At 61.2% G+C, this 20,349-nt stretch carries 19 protein-coding genes and 1 pseudogene; 7 read left to right on the top strand and 13 right to left on the bottom strand.

Features of this window, described 5'->3' with window-relative positions; genetic code table 11:
* Positions 1-91: 91 nt before the first annotated feature.
* From Q7U29_RS19290 to dnaG, 4 genes and pseudogenes are all read right to left on the bottom strand, one after another.
* Complete coding sequence (locus tag Q7U29_RS19290) at positions 92-928, bottom strand: hypothetical protein (RefSeq protein ID WP_304743974.1); 837 nt, start codon at positions 926-928, stop codon at positions 92-94.
* 29 nt (positions 929-957) lie between these two features.
* Complete coding sequence (locus tag Q7U29_RS19285; RefSeq protein WP_304743972.1) at positions 958-1,488, bottom strand: hypothetical protein; 531 nt, start codon at positions 1,486-1,488, stop codon at positions 958-960.
* 325 nt (positions 1,489-1,813) lie between these two features.
* Positions 1,814-3,952: pseudogene (gene rpoD / locus Q7U29_RS19280) on the bottom strand (RNA polymerase sigma factor RpoD).
* Between the two features lie 343 nt (positions 3,953-4,295).
* Entirely contained in the window at positions 4,296-6,320 is a 2,025-nt protein-coding gene (gene dnaG / locus Q7U29_RS19275; RefSeq protein ID WP_304743971.1) for a DNA primase, read from the bottom strand.
* 267 nt (positions 6,321-6,587) lie between these two features.
* On the opposite strand from dnaG, the gene Q7U29_RS19270 reads away from it, so the two are divergent.
* The 3 genes from Q7U29_RS19270 to Q7U29_RS19260 all read left to right on the top strand — a co-directional run bounded on the left by Q7U29_RS19270 (position 6,588) and on the right by Q7U29_RS19260 (position 7,825).
* Positions 6,588-6,908, top strand: a complete 321-nt coding sequence (locus Q7U29_RS19270; RefSeq protein ID WP_304743970.1) for a BrnT family toxin — start codon at positions 6,588-6,590, stop codon at positions 6,906-6,908.
* Positions 6,850-7,164, top strand: a complete 315-nt coding sequence (locus tag Q7U29_RS19265) for a BrnA antitoxin family protein (protein ID WP_304743968.1) — start codon at positions 6,850-6,852, stop codon at positions 7,162-7,164. Before Q7U29_RS19270 ends, Q7U29_RS19265 begins: the two co-directional genes overlap by 59 nt.
* A gap of 97 nt (positions 7,165-7,261) precedes the next feature.
* Positions 7,262-7,825: a chlorite dismutase family protein gene (locus tag Q7U29_RS19260; protein ID WP_304743967.1), complete on the top strand. Its 564-nt coding sequence runs from the start codon at positions 7,262-7,264 to the stop codon at positions 7,823-7,825.
* 155 nt (positions 7,826-7,980) lie between these two features.
* On the opposite strand, the gene Q7U29_RS19255 is transcribed toward Q7U29_RS19260, so the two are convergent.
* From Q7U29_RS19255 to Q7U29_RS19245, 3 genes are all read right to left on the bottom strand, one after another.
* Positions 7,981-8,391, bottom strand: coding sequence for a gamma-glutamylcyclotransferase (locus tag Q7U29_RS19255; protein ID WP_304743965.1), 411 nt, complete (start codon positions 8,389-8,391; stop codon positions 7,981-7,983).
* 150 nt (positions 8,392-8,541) lie between these two features.
* The gene (locus Q7U29_RS19250) at positions 8,542-9,354 is read right to left on the bottom strand and encodes a transglutaminase family protein (RefSeq protein ID WP_304743963.1); all 813 of its coding nucleotides are present in this window, start codon (positions 9,352-9,354) and stop codon (positions 8,542-8,544) included.
* 2 nt (positions 9,355-9,356) lie between these two features.
* The gene (locus tag Q7U29_RS19245) at positions 9,357-10,247 is read right to left on the bottom strand and encodes a transglutaminase family protein (protein ID WP_304743981.1); all 891 of its coding nucleotides are present in this window, start codon (positions 10,245-10,247) and stop codon (positions 9,357-9,359) included.
* Between the two features lie 97 nt (positions 10,248-10,344).
* On the opposite strand from Q7U29_RS19245, the gene Q7U29_RS19240 reads away from it, so the two are divergent.
* The gene (locus tag Q7U29_RS19240) at positions 10,345-11,148 is read left to right on the top strand and encodes an N-formylglutamate amidohydrolase (protein WP_304743962.1); all 804 of its coding nucleotides are present in this window, start codon (positions 10,345-10,347) and stop codon (positions 11,146-11,148) included.
* 39 nt (positions 11,149-11,187) lie between these two features.
* Here Q7U29_RS19240 and Q7U29_RS19235 read toward each other — a convergent pair whose 3' ends face one another.
* The 5 genes from Q7U29_RS19235 to Q7U29_RS19215 form a co-directional block, all read right to left on the bottom strand.
* Entirely contained in the window at positions 11,188-11,478 is a 291-nt protein-coding gene (locus Q7U29_RS19235; RefSeq protein ID WP_304743960.1) for a hypothetical protein, read from the bottom strand.
* 144 nt (positions 11,479-11,622) lie between these two features.
* A complete protein-coding gene (locus Q7U29_RS19230) occupies positions 11,623-12,300 on the bottom strand; it encodes a hypothetical protein (protein WP_304743958.1) in 678 nt (225 codons plus the stop codon).
* Positions 12,301-12,380: 80 nt separating this feature from the next.
* Complete coding sequence (locus Q7U29_RS19225) at positions 12,381-13,355, bottom strand: DUF3592 domain-containing protein (RefSeq protein ID WP_304743956.1); 975 nt, start codon at positions 13,353-13,355, stop codon at positions 12,381-12,383.
* A gap of 312 nt (positions 13,356-13,667) precedes the next feature.
* Complete coding sequence (locus tag Q7U29_RS19220) at positions 13,668-14,822, bottom strand: aspartyl protease family protein (RefSeq protein ID WP_304743955.1); 1,155 nt, start codon at positions 14,820-14,822, stop codon at positions 13,668-13,670.
* A gap of 85 nt (positions 14,823-14,907) precedes the next feature.
* Positions 14,908-15,525 carry a LysE family translocator gene (locus tag Q7U29_RS19215; protein ID WP_304743953.1) on the bottom strand — a complete coding sequence of 206 codons (618 nt, stop codon included), beginning with the start codon at positions 15,523-15,525 and terminating at the stop codon, positions 14,908-14,910.
* Between the two features lie 670 nt (positions 15,526-16,195).
* Here Q7U29_RS19215 and Q7U29_RS19210 point away from each other — a divergent pair.
* The 3 genes from Q7U29_RS19210 (at position 16,196) to Q7U29_RS19200 (ending at position 19,479) form a co-directional block, all read left to right on the top strand.
* Positions 16,196-16,510: a helix-turn-helix transcriptional regulator gene (locus Q7U29_RS19210; RefSeq protein ID WP_304743980.1), complete on the top strand. Its 315-nt coding sequence runs from the start codon at positions 16,196-16,198 to the stop codon at positions 16,508-16,510.
* A 19-nt stretch (positions 16,511-16,529) separates the two neighbouring features.
* Positions 16,530-17,042 carry an SRPBCC family protein gene (locus Q7U29_RS19205; RefSeq protein WP_304743979.1) on the top strand — a complete coding sequence of 171 codons (513 nt, stop codon included), beginning with the start codon at positions 16,530-16,532 and terminating at the stop codon, positions 17,040-17,042.
* Between the two features lie 202 nt (positions 17,043-17,244).
* A complete protein-coding gene (locus tag Q7U29_RS19200) occupies positions 17,245-19,479 on the top strand; it encodes an ATP-binding protein (protein WP_304743952.1) in 2,235 nt (744 codons plus the stop codon).
* 23 nt (positions 19,480-19,502) lie between these two features.
* Here the strand turns inward: Q7U29_RS19200 and Q7U29_RS19195 are convergent, their stop codons facing one another.
* Entirely contained in the window at positions 19,503-20,282 is a 780-nt protein-coding gene (locus Q7U29_RS19195) for a DUF2189 domain-containing protein (RefSeq protein ID WP_304743950.1), read from the bottom strand.
* Positions 20,283-20,349 lie beyond the last annotated feature (67 nt).

Below are 20,349 nucleotides of genomic sequence, written 5' to 3'. Positions count from 1 at the left end.
AAGTGGACCGCCAGCGCCAAATCCATCCTCGCAAAGCACCGCCGAGCCAAAAAAGCGCTCGTCATCGCAAAACGGGATGCAAATGAATGAGTCAGAACACTAGTACCGCCTCGGTCAACGCGCTCTTCGTGCTATCGGCCCCAAAGAGCTGCCCTTTCGCATCTGCCACTACTATCAAATAAGACGCCTCCAGCTCTCCGTATCTCTTGGATTTGACCTCTAGCGCGGATCGAAGGTCGAGGTGGGGTGCAATCCAGCCAACGTCTCCGCTTGTCATCCCGATCGCACGATCATGCTGTAGTGAGCCACCGGAAAATAAGTCCAACTCTAGCTCCCAGTCACCCGCGATAAAGCGGCGAGTAACTTTCCGTTCGGGTTTTTCGGTGATGGACGCTTTTACCCATGCGTCAATGTCCTTAATTAGCGGAGCCAGAGGAGGGCTGCTTGTCCCAGCGCGAGTAACATCGTAACCAAACACACATCCGACCGTCAGCTTGATTTGATCAATTGCATTATAAATCGGCGCCTCCCGATTCTCCTCTGCATCAGTCAAATTTGGCGGGTTGACGGTCGTCACTTCAATGTAAGCAACAACACGGTCTTGGCCGTCGAGCACCGCGAAATCGGGACGCTTAGTTGTTCCTTCGAGCGCGGGATGCACAATCACCTTTAGATTCAACGCACGAAGAGAAGCATGAACTAGCAGCTCAACCAATCCGCTCTTAAATTGGCGGTCGCCCCCACGAGACATTCTAGACACAATTTCAGCTTGGTCGGAGGCGGCCAACTGGGAAATCCATTCATTTACGAATGAGCGGAACTCGTCATATCCCAGACGGGAGCATTGATTGTAAAACTCGAAAAGTCGCTCACCTCGACGCTGAGGCTCCTCTCTTGATCGATAAATTTTCAGGAAAAGTAAATTCACAGCGCCAACCCTTATGCCAATTCAAGCGGCTAGAAGCCAAAATCAGGATCACTATCTTCTCGCGGAGGCCGACGTGGACGTTCGGGAATGAGATCAATTGCCTTCCGATAGCAACCGCTAACCAACTCGAGCCGTTCATCCAACTCACTCTTAGCCAACAAAGGGAATTTTCGTGCAGTCACTTCCCGCAATTCTCTTTTTTGGCTTACTGGATTCTTGGAAAGATCGACTATCATAGCTGCATCCTCCCCCGCGCAAAGCTCATAAACGAGTGCGCTTCTCCACATGCAAAATTGCTCGTCGTCAGGAACGTCGCCTTGGCGAGGCTGGAGCGCGACAAGCCATTCTGATTTTGTATGCTGTGAGTAATATTTTCCGATTGGATCAATCTTCACACTCAACCCATTGGGAAGTCTGTATGCGCTTGCGGAGAGGCTATTGCCTCTCCATTTATGCTTCTCAACAAATCTCCAGAACAGTTCAACCGCCTTAAGCACAGAAGGCTGCGCTTCCGGAAATACTTTCTCACGCACCGCATGCCGCAGGGCAATCTCGGACAACTCTCTTGTCATGATGATCGGCGCAGCATGCCGTAGCCACGCTAGCGTCCAAGCCGGCAACGGCGTCCTGCGAAACTGAACGCAGGCAGCAAAAGTTGCTACTTCTGACTTTTGCCAAAAGCGAACGAGGTCATGGATCGGGGGTAGCCCGTCTGCCATGAAGGTAAGTTTAGCCGAGTCGCAAAAAGAAAGGCGGGCTTTTTGGCCCGCCGCTCTTTCGGAATGATTGCGGGGGCAAGCCCGGGCAACGACAATAGAGAGAAGAAGACTAGGTCCCGGTTCTGCAGCGCACCACTTCGTGCTGCGCCGCGCCCGGGACACGGGATCAGTTATCCAGGAACGACCGCAGCTTCCTGCTTCTCGACGGATGCTTCAGCTTCCGCAGCGCCTTCGCCTCGATCTGACGAATACGTTCGCGGGTCACCGAGAACTGCTGGCCGACTTCTTCCAGCGTGTGATCGGTATTCATGCCGATGCCGAACCGCATGCGCAGCACGCGTTCCTCGCGCGGCGTCAGCGAGGCCAAAACCCGCGTCGTGGTTTCGCGCAGATTGCTCTGGATCGCGGCATCGATCGGCAGGATCGCGTTCTTGTCCTCGATGAAATCGCCGAGATGCGAATCTTCCTCGTCGCCGACGGGGGTTTCGAGCGACAGCGGCTCTTTCGCGATCTTCAGGACCTTGCGGACCTTCTCCAGGGGCATGCCGAGCTTTTCGGCGAGTTCTTCCGGGGTCGGTTCGCGGCCGATCTCGTTCAGCATCTGGCGGCTCGTGCGCACGATCTTGTTGATGGTCTCGATCATGTGCACGGGAATGCGGATGGTGCGGGCCTGGTCGGCGATCGAGCGCGTGATCGCCTGCCGGATCCACCAGGTCGCATAGGTCGAGAACTTGTAGCCTCGGCGGTATTCGAATTTGTCGACCGCCTTCATCAACCCGATGTTGCCTTCCTGGATCAGGTCGAGGAACTGCAGGCCGCGGTTGGTGTATTTCTTGGCGATCGAAATCACGAGGCGGAGATTGGCCTCGACCATTTCCTACTTGGCCAGGCGCGCCTCGCGCTCGCCCTTCTGCACGCCGTGCACGATCTTGCGGAATTCGCCGATCTCGAGGCCGGTCAGTGCCGCCAGCGACTGGATCTCGTGGCGCAGTTCCTTGATGCGGTCCTTCTCGTGATGGACGAAATTCTTCCAGCCTTTTGCGGACAGCTTCGACACGCGGTTGAGCCAGCGCGGATCGAGCTCGGAGCCCTGGTAGTTGCGCAAAAAGTCCTCGCGCGCGACGCCGTGGCTGTCGCCGAGGCGCAACAGGCGGCCCTCGAACGAGACCAATTTCTTGTTGATGTCGTAGAGCTGCTCGACCAGTGAATCGATACGGGCCTGGTTGAGCCGCAGCGACTTCACCTCGACGATGATTTCGTCCTTCAGCTTCTTGTATTTGCGCTCCTGCGCCGGCGACAGCGTTTCGTTCTGCAGCTGGTTGGAGATGTCCTGCTCCTGCAGGCGGCGCAGCTTCTTGTAGTTGTCGGCGATCTTGTCGAAGGTCTCGACCACCTTCGGCTTCAGCTCGGCCTCGATGGCTGCGAGCGACATCTGGTTTTCGAACTCGTCGTCGTCCATGTCGCCGTCGGCGGCGGTCTCGGAGGCGGCTTCGCCCTCCGCGGCGGCGGCAGGGGCCGCGGCGCGGAACGGGGTCGGCGCCGGCGGGGCGGCGGGCGGCGCGATATGCGCGGGGGCTGCGGCTGCGATCGCGGCGCCATTGTTGGCGCCGGCCGGAATCGGCTGGCCGTCGGGACCGACCGGGGCCGCCAGCAGCGGGTTCATGTTGTTCTTGGCGTCGGGACCGGCGTAGGTCGCTTCCAGATCGATGATGTCGCGAAGGAAGATCTTCCCTTCGTTGAGTTCGTCGCGCCAGATGATGATGGCCTGGAAAGTCAGCGGGCTTTCGCAGAGCCCTGCGATCATCGCCTCGCGGCCGGCCTCGATGCGCTTGGCGATGGCGATTTCGCCCTCGCGCGACAACAGCTCGACGGTGCCCATCTCGCGCAGATACATGCGGACGGGATCGTCGGTGCGCTCGCCGGGCTCGGATTTCTTGACCTCGGTGACGGCCTTCTGCGTGACCTCGACCAGTTCGTTGTCGGTCTCGTCCTCGGCCTCTTCCTGCTTCTCTTCGTCGCTATCGGAATCCTCGGCCTCGGAAACGTTGATGCCCATGTCCGAGAGCATCGACATGATGTCCTCGATCTGCTCCGGCGCGGTGGTGTCGGAGGGCAGCACTTCATTGAGCTGATCGAAGGTCACGAAGCCGCGCTTCTTGGCCTGCTTGATCATCTTCTTGACGGCGGCATCCGACAGATCGAGCAACGGCGACGGCGCGTCCGGGGAATCCTTCTCGGGGGCGTCCGCTGCCTTGTCGTCTTTTTCCTTGTCTTTTACCTGCAGCGTCTTTGCCTTGGTGGCCATTCAGTGCTCTCCAAACGCGTTCGTGCCGGGGCGTTGCCGCTGCCCGCTTTGAATTGATGTCGCTTCGTCCGATGACGTTTCTTCGAAACGTCATCACACGCTCATTCTTTTCAAGCATGATCCTTTCGGAAAACCGGTGCCCACTTTTCCGGATCATGCTCCGACGCGGAAAGGGCGGCGCAGAACCTCGCCACCCCCCAAAAAAATCTCTCGCCGGTTACGAACTCTTAGCCCGCGGGCTCTTAAGCTTCGATTAACCTTGCCAGCCGTGTTTTTGCAGCCAAACCATGGGTTTGGCGAGTCTTTTCGCGGTTCCGGCGGCTGCCGTCCGCAGCATTTTTTCTCAGACGCTTCGCTGGGACCGGCCCGATAACTCCCCAAAACCCTCAATCAGGGCCTCGGTGCCGTCCACTTCCTCCAGCCGGGCCTTGATATCGCGCAGCCACGCCAGATTGGCCTCACTGGCCTCGTCGCCGAGAGCCTGCTCGGCATCCTTCAATTCCCTAAGTAAGGAGTGCCATTGGCGATGCAAGGAGACCAGCTGGTGCCAGGTGGAAAGAACGTCCTCGCGGGCGGCGCCGACCTGCACGCCCCATACCGCCTGGGTCGTGATCGCCCGCTCAACCCGTTGAAGAATCTCGGAAAATCCCCGCACGGCGAGGTCGGCGCGCATTTTCCCGGCCGCCTCCTCCGGTTCCGGGCTCTGGTGATGGTCGCCGGCAAAGGCGGCGATGATGCCGGCGCGGAGTTTATTGGCCTCCGGATGGGCCATTTCCAGCGCCGCCACCTCTTCGAGGTGGTCGTGCAGCAGCCAGGGATGGTTGATCAGGGACTGCAGAATCAGCGCCTCGCGGCGGGAAATCGCGCTGCGCTGGCCGCGCATGATCGGGCTCAGCGCCAGTTGCGGGCTCGCCGCCTGGTAAGGCCCGCGGTTGATGGTCTGGCTGCCGGCCTGGGCCCGGCCGCGCGGCTCGATTCGGCCCGCCGCCCCCGGCGTGAAGGTGGCGCGGGGCGCAAAGCCGCGGCCTGATTCGCGGCCGAAACCGCCTGCCCCGCGTCCGCTGAAATTGCCCCTGTTATAGCCGCCGCGCCCGCCTTCCGGGGCAAAGGTGCGCTGCAGCCGCTCGGCCAGATCCTGGCGGTAATAGCGCCGCACCACCTCGTCGCGGATGCCGTTGGTGAGATCCTTGATCCGGGCTTCCAGGGCGGCGCGACGTTCGGGCGTGGCGAACGTGCCGCTTTCGATCTCGCGCGACCAGATCACGTCGGCAAGGCCGCGCGCCTGCCCGATCACTTCCTCGATCGCGCCGCGTCCGCCGGAGCGCGCGAGATCGTCGGGGTCCTGCCCTTCCGGCAGCAGAGCGAAACGCAGGCTCTTGCCCGGTGCCAACAATGGCAACGCCAGCTCGGCAGCGCGCCATGCCGCCTTCTGCCCGGCCTTGTCGCCGTCGAAGCAAAGGATCGGTTCGTCCGCCATCTTCCACAGCAGCACCAGCTGGTTTTCGGTCAGCGCGGTACCGAGCGGGGCGACGCTGGCGGGGAATCCCGCGCCGACCATGGCGATGACGTCGACATAGCCTTCGACCACCACCAATGCTGCGCCATTATGGGTGGCGAGGCGTGCAGCGGCGAGGTTGTAGAGATTGTCGCCCTTGTGAAACAGCGGGGTTTCCGGCGAATTCATGTACTTTGCCGGAACGTCCTTCTCCAGCGCACGGCCGCCGAACGCGATGACGCGTCCGCGCAGATCGGTGATCGGAAACATCACGCGGTCGCGAAAACGATCCCACGGCACCGGGATGTCGTCGCCGGACACCAGCAGGCCGGCTTCGACCATGTCCTCGACCGGAATGCCGTGGCCGCCCAGATATTCCTTCAGCGCAAAGCGTTCGCCGGGCGCATAGCCGATCCGGAACTGGAGCTGCACCGCCGGCGAAATCGCGCGGTCGGCGAGATAGCCGCGCGCCTTGGCGCCGTTGCGGGAGGCCAGCGTTTCGGCGAAGAATTTCGCCGCCAGTTCCATCACGTCGTACAGCGTCTTGCGGCGCTGCTCGTGCCGCGCCGCATCGGGGGTGGCCGCCGGCAGTGCCAGGCCCGCCATCGCGGCCAGCCGCTCGACCGCTTCGGTAAAGCCGACGCCCTCGGTCTCCATCAGGAACGAGATGATGTCGCCGTGCTTGCCGGAGGAGAAGTCGTGGTAAAATCCCTTCTGGTCGTTGACCGTGAACGACGGCGATTTCTCCTGCTGGAACGGCGACAGCCCCTTCCACTCCCTCCCCGCCCGCTTCAACTTCACACGCCGGCCCACGACTTCCGAAACCGGAAGCCGGGCGCGCAGATCGTCGAGAAACTGGGGCGTGAAGCGCATGGGGTGATTTTCGCTGAGTCGTGTCGCTGAGTCCTGCGGGCGATTGCCAACCGACCATCGATATAGGGCGGCCGGCATAAAATACGAGAATTGTTGGGCTTCTAGCCGCTATTCACAGGACGTCGCGCACCGTACTAGCGACGCGAAGCCACGCAAAAGAGGTTGACCAAACCAAATACATATGTATATACACACCCAACGATAAAAAACTCATTGGGACGGAACGCGCCATGGGCAGTGATAGACCCATTATGCGAAAGCGGACCAATGTTCGACAATCACGACCATGAATTCATCAGCGGATTCGATTGGGATGAACGCAAGAGTCGTTCAAATTTCGCCAAACACGGAATTGATTTCGACAGCGCCGTCGAGATTTTTTACAGCCCGGTCATCCTTCGCCGCTCGGACAAGAACAATGAGGAGCGCTGGATAGCCATAGGTTATTCGGAAAATAGACTGATCGCTGTCGTGTTTACGCGACGAGCAGACATCATCCGGATTATCTCGGCGCGGCGCGCGAGGAAAAATGAAGAAAGAGACTATCGTAACGCGAAAGTGGGGCGACCGCCGGAAGGGCAAGACTGACTGGGCCCGTTTCGATGCGCTGACTGACGAGGACATTGCCAAGGCGGTCGCCAACGATCCGGATGCCGCGCCGATCGATATCGACTGGTCCGACGCCGTTCTGGTGATCCCTTCGAAAAAGAAGGCAATCTCCATTCGCGTCGATGAGGACGTGCTGGACTTCTTCAAGCAGCAAGGCGATGGCTACCAGCGCCGCATCAACGCGGTGCTGCGCTCCTACATGCAGCAGAAGGCCAAGCCGAAAAAGCGGGCTTGAACTGCCCCTACACCGTCATTCCGGGGTGATGCGACGCATCGAACCCGGAATGACGTCTCCTCTTGAACCCCGCCCGGTTCCACGCTTCGATGGCTGCATGTTCACGACTTTCAGGGGCGGCCAGAGCGGCGCGTGGCGGGTGACGGCGTTTTCGGCGGTGAAGGGGCCGCCGCTTCAAGCCGTGCCTTCGCTGTCGGTGGTGCATTCCGAGGCGATCGCGCTGCCGCTGCTGCCGTCGCGGACCTCGTGGCGGCTGGCCGGGGTCGCCAGCCATGTTCGCTATGTCGAGCGGGGCGAGAAGACGCAGCTCGCCGAAAAGCAGGAAGGGCTCGGCCGCCCCGAGGCCAGCTGTGCCGCGCTGATCCCGATCCGGAAATCGGCTGATTGGTGGGAGCTGACCCAGGAGGAACGGCGACGGATTTTCGAAGACCAGTCGCACCATATCGCCACCGGGCTGAAATATTTGCCGATGATCGCGCGCCAGCTTTATCACTGCCGCGATCTCGGCGAGCCGTTCGATTTCCTGGCCTGGTTCGAATACGCGCCGCAGAATGCGTTGTTCTTCGACGATCTGGTGCGGGCGCTGCGCGCAACCGAGGAATGGAGCTACGTCGAGCGCGAGGCCGATATCCGCGTCACGAGGATCGATCTGGCGGGGTAGGCGCAGGAAGCCGAACCCTCTCGTGCCCCGGACGCTGCGCAGCGCGTTAGCGATGCGCTGCAGAGCCGGGGCCCATGGCTTGCATCAAGAAAGTATGGGTCCCGGCTCTGCGGAGCAGCGCAAGGGCGCTGCACCGCGTCCGGGACACGAGAGAACTACTTCTCCAGAAACCGCCCCGAGACGATGCGCGGCAGGCCGGCCACCGGCCAGTTGTAGAGGTAGGTCCAGGCCTCACAGACAGCCTCGCTCGCGGCCTCATCCTCGAGCGTCACCGGCAGCATCTGCCTGATGTATTCGGTCGGCTCGGCAAAACCCTCGCCGCAGGCCTCGTACATGTCGAATTCGCGCAGCAACGCTTCCGGCTGGCGCAGCCGGTACAGTTCGCCGAACACGATATCGGCGGGATGGTCCGACAGCAGCAGACCGGGATAGTGCTTGATGAGAAAGAGCCGGCCGACGCAGCGCGCCTCGCCGATGAAATCGGCACTGCGCGACAGCAGCTGCGCCATCGGATGGTCGAAGCCGCGCATCAAGGTGCCGTAGACGAAGAGAAGGTCGGAGGTCATGGCAGGATGTATAACCCGTCATTGCGAGCGAAGCGAAGCAATCCATGCCGCCATGAAGAAAGAATGGATTGCTTCGCGGAGCCTGTCATCGGGCGCGCATTCGCGCGACCCGTTGGCTCGCAATGACGGCGGAGAGAGCGCGTGCAATCCTCAAGCCGTCACCACCTCGTCGCTGATGACGACGAATTTTATCAGGTCCATCCGGCCAAAGCTGGTGGTCAGCGCCACGTCGGCGGCGTCGCGGCCGGTGCCCATCAGGATACGGCCGATCCGCGGGTGGTTGTGGCGGGCGTCGAAGGTGTACCACTGGCCGGAAAGGTAGACCTGAAACCAGCCGGAAAAATCCATCGGCGCCGGATCGGGCGGGATGCCGATGTCGCCCATATAGCCGGTGCAGTAGCGCGCCGGGATGTTCATGCAGCGGCAGAACGTCAGCGCCAGATGCGCGAAATCGCGGCAGACGCCGGTGCCCTGCTCGTAGACGTCGTGCGCCGACTTCATGTGATGCGCGTGCTGATAGCCGAAGGTGACGTGGTTGTGGACGAATTCGGAGATCGCTGCGACCCGGGCCCAGCCCGGCGGCGTATTGCCGAACAGCGACCAGGCGATGTCGGTCAGCTTGTCGGTCTCGCAATAGCGGCTCGGCATCAGATAAAGCAGCAATTCGTCCGGCAGCAGGTCGATCGGGACCTGCTGTGCCGTCGGCATCACCACATCGGGCAATCCGGAATCGCGCACCAGCGCCGAGCCGCGCAGGGTGACGCCGCCGGCGGGCGCCACCAGCCGGCCGCAGACATTGCCGAAAATGTCGCGGTAGAATCCGATCGGCACGTCGGGTTCGGCGACGATGCTCTCGGTGCCGACGATATCGGAGAAGCGCGAGGGGTGAATGCTGAGCATGATCACCATCGGGGTCGGCTGCACCGCCGCATAGGCAATCTCGAATCCCACCTTGATTTCCATGATCAGACCTTCTCGTCCTCACTGACCGAAACAACGTTGATGCTGACCTCCATGCCGACGAACGCGTCGGCGGAGCCGAGATAGGTGCCGTGCAGCGGAATGGCCTGGTGCGGATCGCGCGCCACCGCGACGCGGACGAGGTCGCGGGTGCCGACGATGCCGTTGGTCGGATCGAATTCGATCCAGCCGGCGCTCGGAAGGTACACCTGCACCCAGGCGTGGGTGTTGCCGCCGCCGACGTAACCATGGGCGCGGTCGCCCGGGATGAAGATGTAGCCCGACACGAAACGCGCGGCGATGCCGAGCCGGCGCAGCGCCTCGATCATGAACAGCGCATAGTCGCGGCAGGTGCCGGATCTCGTCTGCAGCGTGTCGAGCGGATGCTGGGTGCCGTGCTCATGCCGTTTGCGATAGGTGAACTGCGCACGGATGCCGTGGGTCATGCCGGAGAGAATCTTGAAGGTCGGCGTCGGCCCCTCGCCATCGAGAAAATTGCGCGCCCAGGCCGACAACTCGCCGTCGGGATCGCCATATTGCGGCGCGATGTATTGCACGAGGTCGGGAAACTCGTCGTTGTCGTAGAGGAACGGATAGAAATACGCCGGATCGTCCGCGGTCAGCGCGAACTCGTCGGCCGGATTGTGCTCGACCGTGGCGGTGGAGGTGAAGGTCAGGGTTTCCGAGCGCTCGTCGAAGGTCGCGATCGCGACGCTGTTGCCGAATACGTCGTGGATCCAGCGCAGCGACATCGGCGGCGGCGCGATCTCGAGGCTGCCCGCCAGCATGCGCAAATCGTGGCCATCGCGCGGGCGCAGCATGATGCGGTGTTCGCCGAACGCCACCGGGTGGGCATAGCGATATTCGGTCTTGTGATGAATCGTCAGGAGCGGCATCGTCGAAGCAATCATCGTGATTTCCGGCAATCCAATCTATAGAGATCGTTGCTCATTTCTAACTCGATATGCTGCTTCGATAGGCAACAGGCAAGATATGACTTTGGACAACGCGGGCGATACATCCCTACTCCTCGGCAGAGATGAAGTTCCGCCGGTTCTCGAACAAAATGCGCATGGACGCTCGCCGTTCCTGCTGACCGCGGACCATTACGGTCGCCTGATCCCGCGCACGCTCGGCGATCTCGGTCTGCCCTCGGGCGAACTCACGCGCCACATCGCCTGGGACATCGGCATCGCCGGCGTCGCCGAGGCGCTGTCGGACAAGCTGGGCGCGCACCTGATCGCGCAGCGCTATTCGCGGCTGGTGATCGACTGCAACCGGCCGCACGGCGCGCCAAGCTCGATTCCCCTGATGTCGGAGGCGACGGCCATTCCCGGCAACGAAAACCTTGGCGCCAACGCAGCCGAGGCGCGGCGCCGGCAGATCTTCGATCCCTACCACCGCCGCATCACCGAAGCGATCGACGCCCGCCTGCGCCAGGGCCTGCCGACCGTGCTGGTGGCGCTGCACAGCTTTACGCCGGTCTATGCCGGCGTCATCAGGCCCTGGCATATCGGCACGCTGTACCACCGCGACACCCGGCTGCCGCCGCTATTGCTCAAACTGTTGCGCGATGAAACCGATCTCGTGGTCGGCGACAACGAACCCTATGCGGTGAGCGACGAGACCGATTACGGCATTCCCGTGCACGGCGAGGCGCGCGGCCTGATGAACACCGGAATCGAGATCCGCCAGGACCTGATCGCGGATCCCGCCGGGCAACGACAATGGGCCGACCGGCTGGCGCGGATTTTTGCCGAGATCGAAACCATGATGCGGACGCAGGGACTGGTTTAGGCCAGCACCACACCGCTGCGGCGCCGAACGCCATTTCCGCTAGGAACTGGCAGGCTTGCGCCGCCGGTGAATAATCGGTTCCTGTTTCAACGGAGCACAAGAACTGCTTTCCGCTTCTTCCCTGGTGGATTCGGAGTTGGTCAAAACCTGCTGGACGCCATTGAAGAACAGATAGCGGCAATGCTTCCTGTAGAATGGCACGGGATAGTCGTCGCTCAGCCGAGCGGTTTCTATCCTCGATCCGACCAAGATCCCGCGGTTGAGCCCGTAGCCGGACGCCAGAACGACAGCGAGGCCCAACAAGGTCCAACGAACTGGAGGTAATCGCATGGCCTTGTCCTCAACAGGGATGCGCGGAAGAGGCGCTGATTGACCGGGCGGAGATGACGTCCTGGAGAATGCGTTGCCGGTCCCCGGATTCGAAGCGGCATCGAAAGGTCGCTTGCAAGTTGCCCGGCCGCCAGTTCATGGTCGTTATTCCTCCATGCACTGAAGAATGAAGGCCGTGCGGTCCCTCGGCAGCACACCTTGAACAACAGCCATTTGCCGGCATTTGAGCTGCGCGATATGCGTGGCGAGCAACTTGGCCCGGCGCGCTTCGGCGGCTGGATCGCCCACCTCGGCTACCGTTATCTTCAGCACCCGGATAGGCGAGCCATCCGACTCAAACTGGAATTCATAGATCTTCCCATCTCTGTTAGTCGCAGTACAGGAGACGCTCGACACCTGCTGGGTCGCCAAACTCCCGGTTTGCCTGCACGTTCCAGTCGCGGGTTCAACGGACGGTATCCAAAACCCGCCGACGTGGGGCCGGTGCCTGGATTTCAGAAGCATCTGGTCGATCGACAGCTCGTACAGATTATCCTGCGCGCGCCTGACGTTTTCGCCCGAGAACGTGATGATGTTACTATCATCGTCCGGATCGTTTACAGGAACAATGAAACCGGATCGGCCGCCGGGGCTGTGGGAAAAAGCAACGGAAGTGCATGAGAAATCGCGTTCCGCAACCTTTAGCGTGATGCACTTGCCAGTCATCGACGCGAACATGTCCAGCTCAGGTCCATGCCGCCGGACCTCGTCCGCGAACAGCGCAACCGAGCCAATTGAAATGGACAAAAACGCAACGGCGGCTACTCGCCAACTGATGCGCATGAAAACTACCCCCAGACCAAATGCAGTCTGGACTCTGCTGGTAAACAGTCAAAGACGCAATGGGCTCATTCGGCGCCGCTCTAGCCGGCCGTCGCGATCCAGTACGCTCCCGCCCAAAGCCCCGGCGCGATCAGCCACAGCAGCCAGCCGAACGGCGCGCGCGGATTGAGCGTGGCCTCCGAAGGATTGGCCGGGTTGACCCAGACCTTGACGCCGGCGCCGTCCTGAAAATTCATCCCGAACAGCCGCAGCATCCACGGCGACGTCGTCCTTGAATTGCTGGAGAAGCTGCCGTGCACGGCGGTGTAGGCGATGTCCTTGAACCGGTAGCTGTAGGACACCTTGCGCTCGTACATGATCGAGCCGCGCCGGCCGCTGTCGCTGGGGGCCGCGCGGTATTCATCCAGGCCGGACAGTTCGATCACGCCCGGGACCACCGGCCAGGTTTTTGCCAGTGCCGACTGGCGGTGCAGCACCAGCGCGAACAGCGCGGCGACCAGGCCGAAGCCGGCCAGCGCTACCGCCGGCACCGACATCTGCGGATTGGCCACGCGTGCGCTGACCAACTCCGTGATGCGCGTGAGCCCGATCGACGCGCCGAACAGGCCGACGACCGCAATAACAGTGGCGATCCCGAGGCAGCCCCACAGGCCCTGCGGCAGGTCGCGCTCCAGCACCGCCTCGCGCGGATGCCGCGAATTGTAATAGACCGTCACGATCGTACCGACCGGATATTTGGCGATGGTTTCGCCGACCTGAAAGTTGCCGAGATCTTCGCCGATGCTGACGCGGTTGTTGCGGAGCTTTTGGCCGCTGACGGAGTATTCGTAGACGACATTCGCAAAATTGCGCTGCTCCAGCTTGCGCCCGCCTTCGCGCTCGCTGTCGATCACCTTGACGTCGCGCAGTTCGGAGTTCGAGACCACCACCCTGCCCGGCGTCGACGGCCACTCCCGCGCCGCGCGCACCTGCAGCGTCTTGTAGATGGCGGCGACGAGAATGAGCCCGAGCGGCGCCAGCAGCATCGCGTAGACGAACCAAGGCAAATCCGGCACTGGATTCCTTTCAAGAGAGTTGGGCGACAAAGTCACCCGTCCCTTGGACGGGCTGAGACGCAGGACGGTTCAATTTGCTCGGAGAACTATAGCGAAGCGCGAGATTCGTCTCACTGCCTTGCTTCGCGGATTATGTAATCTATTGCCTCGGCCAGCCCCACTTCGCCTTCGACGATGCGGCGTGCGATAGTATCCAGGCGATGCGAGCCGGAGCGGCGTACGCAATAGCGTACAATGGATTCACTGACGACATCAAAATCAAGGTGTACAGTTGCTGCGTCCGGCGAACGCCAGCAAGACGTTGTACAGCACCTAATTGCGAACCTTCTGCTGAAGCTCAACCAAACCAGTTGATAATGTCATCGTAAATCGCGACAAGAAACTCATTCCCAAAAGGCCGTCCGTTTCCGGACCAAACGCGTCCTTGCTTCCAATGGTGATAAGTATGGGCACGTTCGCCGCGGTTGCTGAGCCGACTTGTATTGATTGAGCGTATCCCGACGCCTGTTGCATGAGCCCTCCAACGACCTTCACTTCCACAAGATCGGACGTATCAGGCACGATTCGAGCGCGAGCAGCCATTTCAGGTGTTATCGAAACCTGAGTAGCTCCAGTGTCCAGAATCATCCGTGCCCTCGCACCGTTGATCGTGACATCAATTCTGTTACTCGGAGGAATGACTATTCTGGCGGAACCGTTAGCGTAGGTCGCCGCGCATTTTCCCTTACGCGAGTATTCTGAAATGAGTTTGGCGATCTGCTGGGTCTGTCGCTCCTTCACGTTGTAAGAGAGATAGGTCTCAAGAGGAGAGATTGCCTCGCATGGCTTGCCTATCTTGTCGTACATCAACGAGACTTGATAAAATTGAGACGACGCCACATTCGACAAATTGGAAAACAACTCTAACGTACTTATGTAATCGGCTAGCGCGGCCTTATAGTCCTTTGCACGTTCATGAGCATTGCCACGCCAGAACCGATAAGTCTTATTTCCCGAGTCAGATTTTACGAGTTCGTCCGCAACTCTCAAGGCAGCCTTGTGATCACCGACCCGTGTGTAAGCCGCGTAGGCAGCCTCCAGCATTTCGTCGGATTGCGTGCATTCGCGATTATAGGACTCGAGGCTCTTCGCACTTTCGCGCGGGTAGCCCGCGCTCTCCACTAAGGTCGCAAAGGCACTAAACGCGACGCGGTCGCAAGGCTCTCGTCGCAACTGCTCTAGATGTTGAGCTGCCCGTCCAAACTTCTCAAAAGTACGTGGTAGCTCAATTCCTAGTCGATCATAGACCTTCTTGTATGGATTGAACGATTCGGAATTCTCATAGAAGTAGTAACCGCCGTATCCACATGCGGCCAATAACGCTAACACACCAAACAGGATCGGAAGAAATCGACTACGCTCCTCAACGTGAGGCCTGAAATTGCGATCTGGGTGGAAATCGACGAACGGCTCTTTGATGTTCGACATGGGTACCCCGATATCGAAAGCTAACTCAACAGCCTTGGCGCGTGCAATATCAGAATGAAAAAATGCTCCGCTAACGGCATAAGATCTACCGCGCCCGCGTCAGCGCCAGCCAGATGCCGCCGCCGACCATGAAGCCGCCGGAGATGCGCGACACCAGCCTCGTCCGCTGCGCCGAGAAGAACAGCCGGGCGCGGCCGGCCAGCACCGCGTAGATCGAATCGGAGACCGCGCCCGTCACCATGAAGGTGAGGCCGAGCAGCGCCACCTGCGAGAAATGGTCCTTGTTCATGTCGACGAACTGCGGAATGAACGCGCCGAAGAACACCAGCACCTTGGGGTTGGACAGCAGCACCACAAATCCCTGCAGGAAGAACCCGCCGCGCGGCGGCGGCGGCGGCGCATCGGCATCGACGCCCTCGACCGGGCTGCGGATCAGCTTGATGCCGAGCCAGACCAGATAGGCCGCGCCGGCAAACCGCACCCAGTCGAACCAGTAGCCCATCGTCGCCATCAGCGACGTCAACCCGACCGCCACGATGCCGATCACGATCGCGAGGCCCGCCTGCACGCCGGCGATGTTGATCAGCGCCGCGCGGGTGCCGTAGCGCAGCCCATTGGCCAGCACCAGCGTGACGACGGGACCCGGAAGCAGCGCCAGCCCGATGCAGGCGGCGACAAAGGCAAGATAGACTTGAAGGGACATGGCAGAACTCGCGAGGCAGTGGATCGGCGGATCGATCATGCATATCATCGGGCAAGGAAGAAGGCGCGCGCCTTCTTTCTCCTGCCCGCCTGGTGGCGCTCCTCTGAACCTGTGCCGTATGGTCCCCTGGAAGCTAGCGAACGTTCACTGTGTAGTTGTCGTAGTCCCTTCTACGCTTTCCGAAGGTAACGTATATCTGGAAATGATCGGTTCCGCGGAAGCCCGGAGATGAGGTGTAATCAACACGAAATCCCGTAATCGGCGTTCCCCTGCAGTGAGCGGTCCTGGTGGAGTCGTATCGGCTGGTGCCAATGGTAGTATTCTCCTGACTGGGCGTCAGAGTCCCGTTGCGGGGTTTGTTCACGACTTGAACCACACCCATGTCTGCAGAGCAGTCCGTTTTCCAGGCCTTGTACGTATGCATACGGGTGGGTACGCCTGAGCGAGCGGACTTTACAAAATCCTTGGCATAGGTGGGCGCAGCGAGGCAGCAGAACAGTGCGCCGATCATAATCGCCTTCATATGGCCCCCTGTCTGATAGCCGGCCAAAAATGGCAATCAGTACATGCACTATTCCAGACCGCCGCTTCTCCTGCAATTCGTGCCTTCCGGCGGGAGAGAGCAACAGTTTCTTGACACGCAACCAATTGGTTGCCTATTATCTCCGCCATGGATGCGGTCTTCAAGGCGCTGGCCGACCCTTCGCGGCGGTCGCTGCTGGACCGGCTTCACGCCAGCAACGGGCAGACGCTGGGCGAACTCTGCGACGGCCTCGCCATTACGCGGCAGGCCGTGACGAAACACCTCGGCATTCTCGAAGCGGCCAACCTCGTCAGCACGATCAGGCATGGCCGCGAGAAGCTGCACTATCTCAATCCGGTGCCGATACATCAGATCGGCGAACGGTGGATCAAGAAATTCGAGCGCGGCAAGCTCGGCGCGCTCAGCGAGTTGAAGCGGCAACTGGAGCAGCGTGATGAGTAAGCTGGACGGTTCACCGACCATGAACATCGATCATTTCAAGCCCGCGATCGTCTACACGATCTACATCGCTTCCACGCCGGAGCAGGTGTGGCAGGCGCTGACGTCGGCGGAGTTTTCACGGCAATATTTTTCCGGTTTCGCGATCGAGGCCGAGTTGAAGGTCGGCGGGTCGTTCATTGCCCGCGCGCCCGACGGCTCCGTGCATATCGGCGGCGAGGTGATCGTCTGCGAACCCCCGAACAGACTCACCGTCACCTGGAACGTGAACTGGCCGGCGCTGGTGGAAAAACTTGGGCCGACACTCGTCACCTACGAGATCGAACCGGCCGGCGACACCGTGAGGCTGACGATGCTGCAATCGCATGACCGGCCGATCGGCGACGACATCCTTTCCGGCGGGCGCCAGGGCTGGCCGGCGATCCTCTCCAGCCTGAAGAGCCTGCTGGAAAACGGCAGCGCAATGACCATCCCGATGAAGCCGCCGCAGCGGATGCTGGCGGCGCTGAAGGAGTTGGGGATCGGGGCGCCGTAGTCCGTCGCCAATCCCTCGCCCTCGCCTGCGGCCGATAAACTCTGTAGACTTCCTGAGTATTCCCGGCACATCCGATTGGGATCGTGCTACCGTGTTCTGTCCCAAGCATTTCTCGATCGACTCCCATGGACTGAGCAATACCCGTGCCGCACATTATGCGATCGCACGAACTGCCTGATTTAAGCACGGAAATGACGGACCGATGAGCCTGCGCACCCGGCTGCTGATATTGGTGATCGTGGCCATGCTGGTGCCGGCTGTCCTCGTCGGACTGCGCTTTGTCCAGAACCGCACCAGCGAAATCAACACCGCGCTGGTCAGTCTGTCGGCAACGGCCAATGCCATTTCGAGCGACCTTGACGAGAAGATCCAGGGCACGGCCCAGCTGCATTACGGCCTGGCGCACGCCCGCGACCTCGACACCAGCGACAAGGCGGCCTGTTCGGCTTTCCTTTCCGCCGTGCTGGAGGAATATCCGCAGTTTACCGGGATACTGACCATCAATCCGGACGGCAGCCTGTTCTGCGACTCGCTGCGGAGCAACCGGACCCTCGACCTGCGGGATCGCGACTATTTCAAGCAGGCCATGGTCGCGAAAGGGATCGTGACGCTGCAGCCGGTGTTCGGCCGGCTGACGGGGACATCGGTGTTGCAGATCGCCTACCCCGTGCGCTCGGAAACCGCGGAGCTGAAATTCGTTCTGCTCGCGTCGTTCAATCTGCAGAAATTCGCGGAGCAACATTACAAACGCCTGGCCAACGAAGGCGCCGGCGCCGGAGAAATTCTGCTCGTCGACAAGAAGGGTACGGTCCTTGTCACCTACCCGGGAAAGCATCGGACCGAGTCCACGGGCGCCTCGATCGCGAACTCCGACTTGTTCCGGTTTGCGACCGCACCGGCCGACGGGCTGTTCCGCGAGGCGGCCGATGCAAATGGCCAGACTTACACCTGGGCCCTCGCCCGTTCGCCTTCGAGCCGGAATGCCGGACTTCACATCATGGTCGGACTGCCCAAGGACAGCCTGGTCGAGGCCGCCAACCGCCGTCTCTACGAGGATATGGCGATTCTGGCGGTGGCCGTGCTGCTGCTGCTCGCGGGCGTATGGATCCTGGCAACCGTAGGCATCGGTCGTCAGGTCGGACGGCTCGCCACGATGGCGACGAAACTCGGACTCGGCGATCTGGGCGCGCGGATCGCGCCGCCCCATCCGCGCGGCGAGCTCGGCGGATTGATGGTGCTGCTCAACGGCACCGCCGAATCGCTCGAGCGCCAGCGTGCCGCGATCGACGATCTCAATCAAAGACTCCGCCAGTCCCAGAAAATGGAGGCGATGGGCCAGCTCACCGGTGGCGTGGCTCACGATTTCAACAATCTGTTGACCGTGATCCTGGGCAATGCGGAACACATCGCCGAAAAGCTGGCGGCGCATGCCGAATTGCGCTCATTCGCCGAAGGCATCGTAACGGCCGCCGAGCGTGGTGCGGAGCTGACCAGGAGCCTGCTGGCATTCTCGCGCAAGCAGCCGTTGATGCCGAAGGACATCGACATCGGCCGACGGGTTCTCAGCATGGAACAATTGCTGCGGCGAACCCTGGGCGAACATATCGAGTGCGAATTCCTGCTCGACCAGGAGCTGTGGCTGGCCAGCGTCGATCCCGGGCAATTGACGTCGGCGCTGCTCAATCTGGCACTCAACGCCCGCGACGCCATGCCCGACGGCGGCAAGCTGACGGTCGAGGTCCGCAATGCGTCGCTCGACAAGGCCTATGCGGAGCAGAACAGCGACGCCCGGCCCGGCGACTATGTCATGGTTGCCGTGACGGACACCGGCTGCGGCATGACTCCGGAAGTGGCCGCCCGCGCCTTCGAGCCGTTCTTCACCACCAAGGAGGTCGGCAAAGGCACCGGCCTCGGCCTGAGCATGGTGTACGGCTTTGCACAGCAATCCGGCGGGTCGATGAAGATCGATTCCAGGCCGCGGCACGGCACGGCCATCACGCTGTTCTTTCCCCGGGTTGGCGCGCCTGATGCAACCGGCTCGAGACCCATCAACCCGATCACCACGCCGGCGGGCAGCGAAACCATTCTCCTTGTCGAGGATGACGACATGGTGCGCGCGTATGTGGAGAACGAGTTGAAGGCGCTTGGCTATCGCGTCATCGTGACGCCCAATGGGCCGGCAGCGCTCGAGGTGTTGCGCCGGCCGGGGCAAATCGACCTGCTGTTCACCGATGTCGTGATGCCCGGCGGCCTGTTCGGGCCGAAGCTCGCCGACGAAGCGTCGCGCCTGCGCCCCGGACTCAAGGTTCTCTTCACCTCCGGCTACAGCGAGCATCCGGTCAAATCGGCTGATCGGCCCAACGCGCGGATCCTGAACAAGCCGTTCCGGCGGCACGATCTGGCATTGATGCTGCGTTCGGTGTTGAAGGCGGGCTGAGCGGCGGCGCGGGGGCTGCTGTCCTAACCGCGCACCGGCTCGACGATCCGCCGGTAGAGATGCCATGTGGCGTGACCAAGCACCGGCAACGTCACCAGCAGGCCGAGAAAGTACGGCAGCGCGGAGACGATCAGCAGGACGACGATGACGGCGGCCCATCCGATCATCGGCAGCGGGCTCGTAACCACCGCGCGCACGCTGGTGACCATCGCCGTGACGAAATCGACGTCGCGATCGAGCAGCAACGGGAACGACACCACCGTCAGCGAGAACAGTATCAGCGACAGCGCCGCTCCGACCGCATTGCCGATGGCGAGAAACATCAGCCCCTCGGTGGTGGTGAGCACCACCGTGATGAATTGCGGCAGGGTCGCGAGCGAGGCATTGAGTCCGAGCAGCAGTGCGATCAGCAGACGCACCTGGAACATCCAGATCAGGAAGATGAACAAGGTGACGAACGCCATCCAGCCGAGTTCGCTGCGCGACCTCACCATGGCCCAGATGCCGGAGATCGTGACCGGCTCACCGGCCTCGCGCCGGCGGCTGACTTCATACAGGCCGATCGCCACGAACGGCCCGATCAGCGCGAAGCCGGCGGCGAGCGGATAGGCCAGATAGACTATGCCGAACGCCGTCAGGCTGAGCAGAATGAGGATGCCACCCGCGGCATAAATCGCGCCGAACGCGAGGCCATAGAGCGGCATGGCCTGGAAATCGCGCAGGCCCCGGCCAAGCGCCTCGGCGATGTCGGTGGCGGTGATACGCCGTACGACGGGATCGACCTTGCCGGAAACCGATGCCATGGCCATTCCTTCCCCCAATGTTTCGGGAATTGGTGCAGGTGACGGCTTGCCGCGTATTGATCTGGGT

Source organism: Bradyrhizobium sp. (assembly GCF_030654605.1).
Classification (GTDB): domain Bacteria; phylum Pseudomonadota; class Alphaproteobacteria; order Rhizobiales; family Xanthobacteraceae; genus Bradyrhizobium.
The sequence above is the reverse complement of the archived record's forward strand: the minus strand, read 5'-3'. Positions and strand labels throughout refer to the sequence as shown.

Bases quoted from the DNA above. Each gene is read 5' to 3' on its own strand.
- dnaG (WP_304743971.1), bottom strand. From the start codon at position 6,320: ATGCGCTTCACGCCCCAGTTTCTCGACGATCTGCGCGCCCGGCTTCCG.
- Q7U29_RS19270 (WP_304743970.1), top strand. From the start codon at position 6,588: ATGTTCGACAATCACGACCATGAATTCATCAGCGGATTCGATTGGGAT.
- Q7U29_RS19265 (WP_304743968.1), top strand. From the start codon at position 6,850: ATGAAGAAAGAGACTATCGTAACGCGAAAGTGGGGCGACCGCCGGAAG.
- Q7U29_RS19260 (WP_304743967.1), top strand. From the start codon at position 7,262: ATGTTCACGACTTTCAGGGGCGGCCAGAGCGGCGCGTGGCGGGTGACG.
- Q7U29_RS19255 (WP_304743965.1), bottom strand. From the start codon at position 8,391: ATGACCTCCGACCTTCTCTTCGTCTACGGCACCTTGATGCGCGGCTTC.
- Q7U29_RS19250 (WP_304743963.1), bottom strand. From the start codon at position 9,354: ATGGAAATCAAGGTGGGATTCGAGATTGCCTATGCGGCGGTGCAGCCG.
- Q7U29_RS19245 (WP_304743981.1), bottom strand. From the start codon at position 10,247: ATGCCGCTCCTGACGATTCATCACAAGACCGAATATCGCTATGCCCAC.
- Q7U29_RS19240 (WP_304743962.1), top strand. From the start codon at position 10,345: ATGACTTTGGACAACGCGGGCGATACATCCCTACTCCTCGGCAGAGAT.
- Q7U29_RS19235 (WP_304743960.1), bottom strand. From the start codon at position 11,478: ATGCGATTACCTCCAGTTCGTTGGACCTTGTTGGGCCTCGCTGTCGTT.
- Q7U29_RS19230 (WP_304743958.1), bottom strand. From the start codon at position 12,300: ATGCGCATCAGTTGGCGAGTAGCCGCCGTTGCGTTTTTGTCCATTTCA.
- Q7U29_RS19220 (WP_304743955.1), bottom strand. From the start codon at position 14,822: ATGTCGAACATCAAAGAGCCGTTCGTCGATTTCCACCCAGATCGCAAT.
- Q7U29_RS19215 (WP_304743953.1), bottom strand. From the start codon at position 15,525: ATGTCCCTTCAAGTCTATCTTGCCTTTGTCGCCGCCTGCATCGGGCTG.
- Q7U29_RS19210 (WP_304743980.1), top strand. From the start codon at position 16,196: ATGGATGCGGTCTTCAAGGCGCTGGCCGACCCTTCGCGGCGGTCGCTG.
- Q7U29_RS19205 (WP_304743979.1), top strand. From the start codon at position 16,530: ATGAACATCGATCATTTCAAGCCCGCGATCGTCTACACGATCTACATC.
- Q7U29_RS19200 (WP_304743952.1), top strand. From the start codon at position 17,245: ATGAGCCTGCGCACCCGGCTGCTGATATTGGTGATCGTGGCCATGCTG.
- Q7U29_RS19195 (WP_304743950.1), bottom strand. From the start codon at position 20,282: ATGGCATCGGTTTCCGGCAAGGTCGATCCCGTCGTACGGCGTATCACC.